We start from the raw sequence: 12,940 nt of genomic DNA, 5'->3' as shown, positions 1-12,940 counted from the left end.
TAAAACTATGAAAAATAATATAAACCTTTATGAACAATTTGCTGTTGAAAATTTAACTGAGCTACATAACTGATGCAAAAACTTTGATAATAAAAATAATGAACTTAAATACCTTGAAGAAATTGTTGATTATAATTTAAAAAATAACCAACAAACAGTTTCAAACACAATTCTTGAAGCTGAATTAGTTGTAGATAATAAATTTCATTTTATTGATCCATGAGATATGGAAAGATGTGAGCAGTTAATCTCATTTACTGAAATTAATTGAGAGCATAAATACAATGGAGATCCAGAATGAATGTATATGATTTGTAGAATGTCATTTTTAAAAAAATTAGCAAGAGCATATGCTTATACAAAAAATCCAAAATTTGCAAATAAAATAATCGCTCTTGTTAAATATTTTTCAACTAAGTATAGTGACTATAATGGCAATGAAAACACAACCTGAAGAACAATTGATGCAGGAACTAGATTTTCAAATTTAATCTATGCTTTTTTGATAATTAAAAATTGTGAGATAATCTCAGAAAATGACATTGAAATGTTTTTTAAAGTATTTTTAAAGCATATTGAATTTCTTACTGTTAAATATGAAAGTTGAAAACGTTTGTCTAATTGAGGAATTTTACAATCTCTGCCCTTGTTGCAATTTTCACTAATTTTTAAAGAGATATTTCTTGAAAGTAATAATCTTTTTGAACTTGCAATGGAAAGATTAACTCAATCACTTAAAATTCAAATTTTAGCTGATGGAGGTCATTGAGAAAAATCACCTCTATATCATAATGAGGTGCTAGACACTTTTTCAAAAGTTGTAAACTTGTGCTTGATTAATAGTATAGAGATTGAAGATTGGATTCTTAAAAAAATAATTTTAGCTCATGAATATAATCTAAAAATTTTAAAACCAGATCGAACTCAACCAATGCAAGGAGACAGTGACAATACAAACTTAACTTCAAGATTACAAGTTGCTGCCTTATTATTTCAAAGACAAGATTTTAAATTCTTTACTGGTGAGACAGTTTATGAAGAGAATGTTTGAGATTATGGTTTTATGTTAACTAAAAATTATCAAAACCTAAAAAGTAAAGTTCCAGCATTCAAATCATTTTGTTTTCCAGTATTGGGTGAAGGGTATTATCGATCAAGTTGAGAGCAAGATGCTGATTGATTGTGGTTTTCTTGTGGTTCACTTGGTTCAGGTCATGGTCATGGAAATAGCTTGCACTTTAGTTTGACAATTAATGGTAAAGATTTTCTTATAGACCCAGGACGTTACACTTACAAAGGAACTGATAAAAATAGAGAATATTTAAAAAGTCAAGCAGCACATAATACAATTATTGTTGATGATACTCCAACTCAAAAATTTAAAGGTTCATGAGAAATAACTAAAACTCCAAGATATATCTGTGCAAATATGCAAGAATACAACAATGAATACACCTTTTTTGAAGGAACAGATCTTGGAAGGGTTGATAATGGTCAAGTTATTAATAGACAAATTTTAATAGTAGATAACTTTGCAACAATTATTGTTGATGATCTTTTTAATTATGCAAATATCACAAATGTAAAAAATAATTTTATACTTGATAAAAATGTAAATGTAAAAGAGTTTGAAAATTACTTTGAAATGACAAACAATGGCACTAGTATTTATTTTTATAATCTAAATCAAGTTAAACCAAAAATTTTAAGAGCTGTTGTTTCATATAATTATAATTCAATTGAAGATTCAAAAAAAGTTGTTTGTGAAATTTCAAATCCAAAAACTGGAATGATAAATATTTTTGCAAAAAGTAAATTAAATATTAAGAAGCATGATGTTTTCAATAAAGAAAACATCAAGTTAAATGATAAAAAATTTAAATCTTTTACTTTGACAAACAACAATCAAAGCTATACAATCTATTTTGCTTTTGAAGAACTGGTTGGTGGAAGTCCATTGGTTTACATTAATCATGAAACTTTCTATGGCAAAGTTGTTGCTAAAAATAATAATTCAGGTCAAGTAACTATTATTAAATAATATTTTAAATTAGAATTGAGGTTAAAAAATGAAGAATATCTTAGAGTCCATTAATCAGAATAAAATCATTGCAGTAGTGCGACATAAAAATTATGAAGAAGCAAAAAAAATGTGTCTTGGCTGTATTGAGGGCGGGATAAAAATTATTGAGATCACTTTAACAGTCAACAATGCCTTTGAATTGATTTCTGAAATGGTTAATTTATTTCCTGAAATTATTTTTGGTGCTGGGACAATTTTAACTTTAGCAGATGCAAAACAAGAAATTAAAAATGGTGCTGAATTTTTAATTAGTTCAAATACTAATCTAGAAATTTTAAATTGAACAGCAGAAAATCAGCACTTATATATTCCAGGTGTAATGACAATCAATGAAATTGAATTTGCTCGTAGTAAGGGTAGTCAAATTCAAAAATTATTTCCTGGAGATGTTTTAAAACCTGGATTTGTTAAAAGTGTCTTAGCACCAATGCCAGATGTAAAGTTAATCCCAAGTGGAGGGGTTGACATAAAAAATGCTAAGGAGTGATTGAATAATGGAGTTTTTGCAATTAGTGTTGGGGGTAATTTGGTAGGAAAAATAAATGAAACTATCAACCAAGATGAAGTTAAACAAAGATCAATAAAGTTTCTAGAGGCAATTAACTAATGAGTATTTGTTTTCTTGGAGAACCTTTATTGCGTTTTTCAACAACTAATTGCAAATTACTAAAAGATAGTATAAACTTTAATCTTAGTGTTGGAGGCACCGAATTAAACGTGGCTGCAAATATTTCAAATTTGGCCGCAAAACCATGTGCTGATTTTTATACAGTATTACCTAAAAATTTACTGGGTGAAATTGTAAAAAGACATTGTTTTAAAAATAGAGTTAATCTCATTGAGGGAAAACAAACCAGTGAGAGAATGGGTTTATATTTTTTAGAACCCAAACAAGGTAATAAAATGGGAAATGTTGTTTTTGATAGAAAAAACAGTGCCTTTGCTCAATCTCAAGCCACTGATTATGAAATCGAGTCAAAAAAATATAAAATTTTTCATACAAGTGGAATTGCCATCGGTACCAACCCACCAACAATACTTAATTTAGTCAGTTATTTTTTTAAAAATGTAAATAGTGATCTTTATAGTTTTGACTGTAACTATAGATCGAGTATGTGAAGTGCTCAAGAGGCCTTTGCAAGTTATCAAAAACTTTTAACAACTGCAAAAATAAATATTTTATTTGCAAATTCATGAGACATTTGTCAGATTTTAAAATTAACTAATCTTAATATTGATATTAACGATAAAAATCAATTTGCTGAACTTTGCAAATTAATATTTAAAAAATATAAAAGTTTAAAATATATTATTTGTACAAAAAGAAATTTTAAAAGTAATACTGAAACATTTGGTTATCAAGCAATGTACTTTGATGGTAAGGATGTTTATGAAAGTTCTGAAAGGTATGTTGCCACAATTATTGATAGAATTGGGTGCGGTGATGCTTTTGTGGCTGGAGTACTTTTCAAATTGCTTGAAAATTCATCAATCAAAGAGGCTGTTGAATATGGTTTGTGTTGCAGTTGATTGAAACATTCAATTTATGGAGACACATTAAATTTATTGCAAGCTGAAATTGAACCATATTTAGAATTTGATAATTCAAAATTAGTAAATAGATAGGAGAAAAAAATGAAAACAAATTATGTTATAGAAACATTTGGTTTACAAGATAAAGTTGTAATAATTACAGGAGGAAACACTGGACTTGGTCAAGCTTATAGTGATGCCATGGCTCAATCTGGAGCAAAACTCTTTATCACTTGTTATGATAAAACTGGTGTTGAAGAAATGCAAAATCTTTATGATCAAAATGGTTGAGAAGTGGCTTTTGCTTTTGGAGATTTGACAAATCCTCAAATTCAAGATGAAATTATTGCTAAGTGTTTAAAAAAATATAAACGAATTGATATTTTAGTTAATAACTCTGGAACAATTTCGCGAAATCCCATCCTAGAAGGAACAGATGCAGAGTGAAATAAAGTAATTGATATCAACATGAATGTCGTTTACCGACTATCTCGTGAAGTTTCAAAAATCTTTAAAAAACAGGGTGGAGGGAAAATTATTAATATTGCTTCAATGTTGTCATTTCAAGGTGGTAAATTTGTGCCAAGTTATACTGCCTCAAAACACGGGGTGGCTGGTTTGACAAAAGCTTTTGCAAATGAACTGGCAGAATTTAATATCAATGTTAATGCAATTGCTCCAGGATACATTGAAACCAAAAATACTGCACCAATTCGAGCTGATGTTAAAAGAAATAGTGAAATTTTAACTAGAATTCCTGCAAATAGATGAGGAAAGCCTAGTGATGTTGCTGCAACTTGTGTTTTTTTAGCAAGTAAAGCCAGTGATTACTGTAATGGTTTTGTCTTTGCAGTTGATGGAGGCTGACTAGCTAGATAGGAGAAAAAAAATGAAAAAAATACAATTAAGTGATGCAGTTTCAAAAAAAGAGTTTAGTAAATTAACTAAAAATGATTTAGTTGCAAATTTTAAATTTAATCTTTTTGAAACTGATGAAGTTAAAGCAGTTTACACATATTATGATAGAGTGTTATTAATGGGGGCGGTTCCAAAAACAAAATTGCTTGAAATATCAAAATTTGGAACAGAATTAAATGCTAAATATCTACTTGAAAACCGAGAAATTGGAATAATTAACTTAGCGGCTCCAGGGATTGTAATTGTTGAAAATAAAGAGTTTCTTTTAAACAAGAATGAGGCCATTTATATTGGTAAAGGTAATGAAAAAATCCAGTTAAAATCTCAAAACCCAGACACTCCAGCAATGTTTTATATGGTTTCAACCCCAGCTCACAAGGTTTTACCAACAAAAATTATCTCAATAAATGATGCAAAAGTTGTTAATTGAGGTAAAAAAGAAACCTTAAATGAGCGAACAATCTATCAATTAATTCATCCAGAGGTTGTTGAAACCTGTCAATTGTCTTTGGGGGTAACTTGTTTGAAACCTGGAAGTGTTTGAAATACTTATCCGCCTCACACTCATGAACGCAGAATGGAGTGCTACTTGTATTTTGACTTAGATCATGAAAGTGAAGTTTACCATTTTATGGGGCAAAAAGAGGATGTGAGAAATATAATAATGAGAGATAAAGATTGTGTTGTCAATCCACCTTGAAGTGTTCATTATGGTGTTGGGACAAAATCATATAGTTTTGTTTGAGCAATGGCTGGTGAAAACAAGGATTGGACTGATATGGATTTTATTGAAACTAAGGATTTAATTTAGAGCATATTGATGTAAGTGATGCTATTAAACCAATTAAAATGTGACATTATCATATAGAATTGACACGATCCTGAATTAAAATATTTTAAAAACTATTGATTTTTAAAATATTTATGGTAACATTTAATTGTCAGGCAACAGTCGTCTATTGCTTAGATATGTCAGAAACTAAGATAAACTTCTTAGTGAAGGGTTGAGCATCCCTAAACCTGCTCTTTTTTTTGTTTAATTTCTCCATTTTCTAAAATTTATGTTAAAATCATTAAGAATGATAGAAAATGGAGAAATTTATGAAGAAACATATACTTGGTTTAGACTTGGGAATTAGTTCTGTCGGGTGGGCTGTGACAACTTTTGATGATGAAGGTGGTTATGAACCATGAATTGATGATTTTGGAGTGAGACTTTTTGAAGTTCCAGAAAACCCAAAATCAAAAGTATCTCTGGCTACTGAGAGAAGGATGCTTCGAAGTTCAAGAAGATTAAACAGAAGAAAAAAAGCTAGAATAAAGTTAATTAAAAAGACTTTTGAAGAGTATGGAATTATTAGTGTTGAAGAAATTAATAATGGGGTTTTTGATTTTAAAAATTCTAAGTTAAAACCCACTAATAAGGTGGATTATGATGAAAACTTATTTTTTAATCCATATGTGTTAAGGAATAGGGCATTGACCCAACCATTAAGCAAAGAGCAATTGGTAATAGTTGTTACTCATATTGCAAAAAATAGAGGTTTTGCAAATCTATTTGATGTTAACAAAGGTGAGGATGTCTCAACTTTAACTGACCAATCAAAAGTTAAAGAAGATGACAGTTATACAAACTCAATTTTTGAGGCTAGAAAAATGATTGGTTATGATCTAAAAACTAAAAAATGTCAAAAAACCATTGCAGAAGCGATAATTGCAAATGAGTTTGGCAATACTCGGGTAAAAAACAATGATAATCTTTTAGATGTAAGAAATAATGTTAAAGACAAGAAAAGTGGTGAAGGGACAAAGAGTGGTGATTTCAAATTCTTGTTCCCTAGGGAAGCCTATCAATATGAATTAGAAATGATTTTAAATCAACAGGCAAAATATTTCCCAGAAATTACAAGTGAATTTATTAAAAAAATTATTGAAACTGCTTTTAGACAAAGGGATTTTGAGGATGGTTTTGGTCCAAAAGGTTATACAAGAGATCAAATCAAGAAAAAAATTCAAGATCAATTAGCAATTATGAAAGCAAAAAATGTTAAGGATAGAAATTTCTTAGCACTGAGAGATAGTTTGAAAGCATATAAATTGTATAAGCCATTTACTGAATTAACAGGTAAATGTACATTTTATCCAGATGAGAGTAGATATGTTAAATCAAGTATTATCTTTGAAATTTATCAGATGGCTGTTGAGGTTTCTAAATTTTCTTCTCTTTTAGAAACTGAAGAGAAAATTTGTGAATTTCACAACAAATTATTTGAAAAAGCACTTAAAGATGATAAATTCATTACTGGTAGTAGTAAAGCAATTGATAAAATATTAATTGAAGATTTTAAAGTTGAAAAAGAAGAAGTTAAAAACTCTAAGGCAATTGAAAATGCTAAAAAGACTACACTATTTGAGTTTACCAAGCGTTTTATTAAGGTTTTTGGAATGGAAATACTTAAAAAAATTGACTCAACTACCTTGGATAAAAATTTTATTGATGATTTGGGAATACTATTGAATCAAAACATTACCCCAAAAAGAAGAGAAGAGAAAATTAGAGATTGAGCAAAAAATAATAATCTAGAAATTGATAATGAACAAGTAAATGAATTACTTTTCCTACCTGCAAAAGTAACCACAACAAGTGGGTTGTCAAAAAAAGCAATGCTTGAAGTTATTGAAAAATTCTTGGAAGGTAAAATTGCTGGTGTTTATCAAGATGAAATGAAAGCAAATGCAGTAGAACAAACCTTGGCAAAACCAGGTAGATTTTTAGAACCAATTAAAGACCCTGATTTAGTGAGAAACCCTGTTGTTTTTAGAGCAATTAATGAGGCTAGAAAAGTTATTAAAGCACTCTTTAATAGATATGGAGACTTTCACAAAATCAATGTGGAAACATCAAGAGAGTTGGGGAAATCTGCAGAAGTTAGAAAAGAATTGAATACTCGTAACCTTGAAAATAGACTTAATAATATGGGGATTTCAAAAATTTTAGAAGACAATGGACTAAGGGCAAATCATACCAATATTTTAAAATATAAGCTTTGAAAATCACAAGATGAAAAGTGTATGTATTCATTAGAAACAATTTTATTGGAGCAATTTGATACATATGAGTTGGAGATTGATCATATTTTACCAATTTCAAAGTTTCCAGATGATTCAATTGAAAACAAAGTCTTGGTTTTTAATAGTGAAAATCAGAAGAAAAAAAATAGGACACCTCTGGAATACTTGAATGCTGACAATCCAGGTGTAGTTAGCAACTTCAAAAAAAATTGCTTAAATTTATATCGAAAAAACAAAATTAATTGAAACAAGTATGAAAATCTAATGGTCGAATCTGTTATGAAAATTGAAACTGATTTTGCTAAACGAAACCTAGTTGACAATTCATATATTGCAAGGTATTTTGCAAATTGATTGAAACAACAATTAACTTTTAAATATGCAAACGAAGGCAAAGAATATAAATCAAATGTCTTGATGATAAAGGGAATTGTCACATCAAGATTTAGAAGAAAATGGTTATTTAATTCACCATGAGGATTAGACACAAAAGTTAGAGATATTACTCCATACCATCATGCAGTTGATGCAATTGTTTTAGCTCAGTTTAAAAATCAAGGATCAATTGATTTTGCCTCAGACTTACTTATTTTAGGCGATGAATTTAGGAGTTGAAATAAAAAAATAATTACTGATGAACAATGAAACGAGCGAAAAACAGCAGTATTTAGTAAATGAAGAAAAGAGAATGGGTATATCTGGTACCATGAAATACCAAATGCTTTAGAAAGACTTGAAAATTATATTAATTCAGGTTGCAAACAGACAGGTATGTATGCACTTGTAAAAAATCTTAAAGAAGTTATTGAATTAAGAATGCCTGTTGAACTCACTATAGAATCAATTGAAGAAACTGAAAAACTAGATGAAAAACAAATTAAGAGAAAAATTAAAGAAACCAAGCGCTATGAAATCTTTAATGGATTAACTGAATTTAAAAGGAAAGTTAAAACTAAGGTGCCAAAGTTTGTAAAAGTTAAAGATCCAAAAGAATATTTAAAAACATTAGACGACGCTAATATTCAGGGATTCAAACATTATCCTTTTGTTTCTTACAAAATCAATAAAAAATTAAAAGGTGCAGTTACAGATAGCCAATTGATTAAAGGAAAAAATGTAGCAATTGACAAAAAAACAGGTAAATTTAATAGTGAAAAATACTTTACAAGTAAAAATGGTGATATTTGAGAGAGTACTATTTATTATGGCCTGAAGTTGAATAAATTAGAGCAAAAGGCAAAGCCACAGTGAGTTAAAAAAGTTGATATTTTTAAAGATAAAAGTATCTTAAGTCTTAAGGGTGGTGAAGTTTTGCTTGTTAAAAATACCACATTTTCATATATCAATAAACATAGTGAAATTGAGTATAAAGTATTGAGAGGAAAAAAGGGAGATACTAGCTATGTTCACAAGATAAATACAACTTTTATATCTGATGAAAATAAAAACAAAGAAATTTTTAAAGAACAAAATTTTCGAGCTACAACATCTCAATTATCTAATCAAATTTCAATTCTAAATATTAGCATCCTTGGTTATTCATTGATAGACTAAGATTTTAAGGTTTTAGTTATCTGACATATCTAAGGAATAGGCGACGTTTTATCAAATTCAATTGTGCTCAAGTGCGTTTTAGTTATCTGACATATCTAAGGAATAGGCGACTAAATGCTTTGTCTGCTCAATTTGCCAGGAGTTTTAGTTATCTGACATATCTAAGGAATAGGCGACTAAGGCACCATTTCCGAGAAAAGAAAAGAAGTTTTAGTTATCTGACATATCTAAGGAATAGGCGACCACTTAAGTAGTTAATCATACTTCATTCATGTTTTAGTTATCTGACATATCTAAGGAATAGGCGACGCTGAGTTTGTACTAGACTATTATAGAAAGGTTTTAGTTATCTGACATATCTAAGGAATAGGCGACTTTAAACTACCAAAGGTACCTGTTAAGTCTAGTTTTAGTTATCTGACATATCTAAGGAATAGGCGACTGATGATCTATAAAAATCTTCCTTACCATCGTTTTAGTTATCTGACATATCTAAGGAATAGGCGACCATACACTCCCTCACCTTGTTCATAATTGCGTTTTAGTTATCTGACATATCTAAGGAATAGGCGACCTTTAAAATCAAAAATCCAAATTTCAGCAAAGTTTTAGTTATCTGACATATCTAAGGAATAGGCGACTCATTAAAACTTGCATTAAACACAAGTGCAGTTTTAGTTATCTGACATATCTAAGGAATAGGCGACTGAGTTTAAGCGAAGTGATGGGTCAAGTCCGTTTTAGTTATCTGACATATCTAAGGAATAGGCGACTGGCCTTAGGGCCATATAACCGAGAAAAGAGTTTTAGTTATCTGACATATCTAAGGAATAGGCGACTCATGGTCGAATATGAGGAGTTTACTACAAGTTTTAGTTATCTGACATATCTAAGGAATAGGCGACATCCATCCTCAACTTCCAGCTTAGTCGCTCAGTTTTAGTTATCTGACATATCTAAGGAATAGGCGCTCCATTGTAGTTTCTCCTTTCTAACTATTTGTTTTAGTTATCTGACATATCTAACAAATAGACGACAAAATTTTAATTACTAGAGATCAATAAACAATTTACTTTAAATTAAAACCAGTAATCAAGATTTTAGAAATAAACTTATAAGTTTATTTTTTTTTGTTATAGTGTAAATAGGTGAAAACCTAAGTAATTTAAATGAAAGAAGGTACTTAAATGTCATGGAAGACATTATTAATTACTAATTATGACAAACTTTCTCTAAAAAATGGCTTGTTAATGGTGACAAACCTAAAAGCAAAGAAGGAACTTTATTTTGCAATGAATGACTTAAATTGTGTTGTTTTAGAAAATAATTACACTACTTTAACAACACAAGTTTTATCTAAACTTGTTGAAAACAATGTTTATTTAATAATTTGTGATGATAAGTATGAACCCAATGGTTTAATAATGTCCTTTCACAATCACTGAAAACCATTAACAATTTTTGAAAATCAAATTAAATTGCAAAACTATCAAAAAGAGCAACTCTGAAAGTTGGTTGTGGAAAAGAAAATTGAAAACTCAATTAATGTGATGGGGATGCTGGGCTGTTCACAAAGATCATTGACAATGATGTCAAACTTTTTTAATACAGTTAAACTAAATGATGCTTCAAATCGTGAAGCCTTAGCTGCTAAGGTGTTTTTTAGAGAACTTTATGGAAGTAGTTTTTTGAGATTTAGTGAAGACATTATTAATGCAGCTTTAAATTATGGTTACACAATTTTAGCATCAGCTATTTCTAGAACTTTAGTAAAATATGGACTGCATTGTTTTTTGGGAATTTTTCACAAAGGTAAAACCAATAACTGAAACTTATCATATGACTTGGTAGAACCATTTCGACCAATGGTTGATTTATGGGTTAGCACCAATATTGAGAGCTTACTTGCAAATGAAACTTTACATTATCAACATCGCTTGGAACTAATTAATCTTTTAAATCAAAGTGTAGTTATTGATGAAAAAATCCACACAGTGACTAATGCTATTGAAATAGTGGTTAAGAGTTATTATACTTATTTGAAAACTGCAAGTTTAACAAAATTGAAGTTACCAACAATTGTCCAATTTGAAGAAAGAAGTAGTCTTGATGAGACAGAAGAGTAGGTATCGCCAGATGAGATTAATGGTTTTTTATGATTTACCAAATACTACCAAAAGTGAAAACAAAGAATACACTAAATTTAGAAAATTTTTAATTCAAAATGGATTTTATATGATGCAGTTTTCAATTTATGTAAAACTCTGCATGAACCATGATATTGTTTTAATAACTCAAAAGAAAATTGAAAAAAATAAACCAAAAATTGGAGATGTGAGAATGCTAGCGATTACAGAAAAACAGTACAATGATATAAAAATTTTAGTTGGTCAAAAGTCAATCCAAGAAAGTTACCAAAATATTGATTATTTGGTGGAGTTATAAAAATGAGAAATTATTTATCACTTAATAGTAAGTATTTTGGCAAAGTTAAAATTTCATTTTTCAATAAGTTAGCAGTTTTGTATGGACCAAATGATAGTAAAAAAAGTTTATTATTAAATGAGCTTTCAAAAGTTTTAAACACAAAGTCAGGTAAAACAAGTGGTTTAAGTTTTGATTTGTTTGAAAATGGAGCCAGTGATTTTCAAGTGATTTATTTAAAAGAAGTTTTTGAACTTAGTTCAGAATTAAAGTTTTCAAAAACTGGATTTTTAAAAGATAGCATTTTAAAATATTTAAATAAAAAAATCTATGAAGAAAAGGTCATTAATAATTTTGATCAACAACTAAGTGATATTTCAAAAAATCTTGCATCAGCAGTTGAAGAGTACTTTGCTGAAAACCACTTGTTAGATGAGATTGTTGGGAAAATTGATTTTAAAACAGAATTACAGTTAAATTCAGTTGAAGTTATTTTAGAAAAATTAGTTAAGTTAAATATCTACAATGAAGACAACAGAACTGTTGAAGAGAAAAACTACAGTAAGTTTTTAGTGAGAATGTTATTATTAAAAATTATTTTAAATGATGTTGATTTAAGTGATACCTTAAGACCAGTAATAATTTTACTGGATTTACCAGAAAGTTGTGCTGATGATTTAAGTATTAGTAAATTAAGAAACTGAATTAAGTTATTTGCTCAAAATCAAATTGCTTGAATTGTTACTATTAACAATTCTCATAGTTTAAGGTTGTTAAATCCAAATATTCAATCAGTCAATTTCTTTGAAAAAGATAAAATTAACTTTGTTGTAAATTATAAAAATTATGTAAAAAACATCACTATTTTTTCAGCATTTTTAGAAAGTAAATACTCAAATTTAGATCAGTTTAAATTTGATTTAAATAAAGTTTTAACAGTTGATGATTTAAAAATTGAGGGGCAAAAGTTTCAAAAGTACTATGAAAATATTTTGTATAAGTGTTTTATTTATAAAAATATTGTTATTAATGAAGATGAAGCTTTAAATTTCTTTTGAGAAGTTAACACAACAAATGACTTAACATTCCATCTTAATGCAAAGAATATTTGCATAATCTTGATGATGATCATAGAATTAAAATTAAACCTTAAAGTCACATTTAATGTAAAAACTCAGAAGTTAAAAAATTTGATTGACTTAGTATTTTAAGAACATTATTACCATAAAATTAGAGAAAGTTTAAAACACAAGTAATTTAATACTTGTGTTTTTTTGTTTTTAATCAAAGTGTCTAACAAAATCGCATTTGATGCTATTTTTAAGTAAGGAACTATTATTTTAGTATTTTTATAAA

9 protein-coding genes and 1 CRISPR repeat array are annotated in these 12,940 nt (G+C 28.6%); all 9 genes read left to right on the top strand.

Annotation, left to right across the window (positions count from 1 at the left end):
* Window positions 1–7: 7 nt before the first annotated feature.
* The 9 genes from SCLAR_RS04345 to SCLAR_RS04305 all read left to right on the top strand — a co-directional run bounded on the left by SCLAR_RS04345 (window position 8) and on the right by SCLAR_RS04305 (window position 12,795).
* A complete protein-coding gene (locus tag SCLAR_RS04345) occupies window positions 8–2,041 on the top strand; it encodes a heparinase II/III family protein (protein ID WP_100254710.1) in 2,034 nt (677 codons plus the stop codon).
* A 28-nt stretch (window positions 2,042–2,069) separates the two neighbouring features.
* Entirely contained in the window at window positions 2,070–2,690 is a 621-nt protein-coding gene (locus SCLAR_RS04340) for a bifunctional 4-hydroxy-2-oxoglutarate aldolase/2-dehydro-3-deoxy-phosphogluconate aldolase (RefSeq protein WP_100254709.1), read from the top strand.
* The gene (locus SCLAR_RS04335; protein WP_100254708.1) at window positions 2,690–3,709 is read left to right on the top strand and encodes a PfkB family carbohydrate kinase; all 1,020 of its coding nucleotides are present in this window, start codon (window positions 2,690–2,692) and stop codon (window positions 3,707–3,709) included. The genes SCLAR_RS04340 and SCLAR_RS04335 overlap by 1 nt, the downstream gene beginning before the upstream one ends.
* Window positions 3,710–3,718: 9 nt before the next feature.
* On the top strand, window positions 3,719–4,495 hold the full coding sequence (kduD, locus tag SCLAR_RS04330; RefSeq protein WP_100254707.1) for a 2-dehydro-3-deoxy-D-gluconate 5-dehydrogenase KduD: 777 nt from the start codon (window positions 3,719–3,721) through the stop codon (window positions 4,493–4,495).
* A gap of 10 nt (window positions 4,496–4,505) precedes the next feature.
* Entirely contained in the window at window positions 4,506–5,345 is an 840-nt protein-coding gene (gene kduI, locus SCLAR_RS04325; protein WP_100254706.1) for a 5-dehydro-4-deoxy-D-glucuronate isomerase, read from the top strand.
* A gap of 290 nt (window positions 5,346–5,635) precedes the next feature.
* The gene (cas9, locus tag SCLAR_RS04320; protein ID WP_157795148.1) at window positions 5,636–9,160 is read left to right on the top strand and encodes a type II CRISPR RNA-guided endonuclease Cas9; all 3,525 of its coding nucleotides are present in this window, start codon (window positions 5,636–5,638) and stop codon (window positions 9,158–9,160) included.
* A gap of 9 nt (window positions 9,161–9,169) precedes the next feature.
* Window positions 9,170–10,197: direct repeats of the CRISPR family, unit length 36 nt; unit sequence GTTTTAGTTATCTGACATATCTAAGGAATAGGCGAC.
* A gap of 150 nt (window positions 10,198–10,347) precedes the next feature.
* Complete coding sequence (gene cas1, locus SCLAR_RS04315; protein WP_100254704.1) at window positions 10,348–11,286, top strand: type II CRISPR-associated endonuclease Cas1; 939 nt, start codon at window positions 10,348–10,350, stop codon at window positions 11,284–11,286.
* Between the two features lie 10 nt (window positions 11,287–11,296).
* Entirely contained in the window at window positions 11,297–11,605 is a 309-nt protein-coding gene (cas2, locus tag SCLAR_RS04310) for a CRISPR-associated endonuclease Cas2 (protein ID WP_100254703.1), read from the top strand.
* A 2-nt stretch (window positions 11,606–11,607) separates the two neighbouring features.
* The gene (locus tag SCLAR_RS04305; RefSeq protein WP_100254702.1) at window positions 11,608–12,795 is read left to right on the top strand and encodes a hypothetical protein; all 1,188 of its coding nucleotides are present in this window, start codon (window positions 11,608–11,610) and stop codon (window positions 12,793–12,795) included.
* Window positions 12,796–12,940 lie beyond the last annotated feature (145 nt).

The organism is Spiroplasma clarkii (assembly GCF_002795265.1).
Classification (GTDB): Bacteria; Bacillota_I; Bacilli_A; order Mycoplasmatales; family Mycoplasmataceae; genus Spiroplasma_A; species Spiroplasma_A clarkii.
The sequence above is the reverse complement of the archived record's forward strand: the minus strand, read 5'-3'. Positions and strand labels throughout refer to the sequence as shown.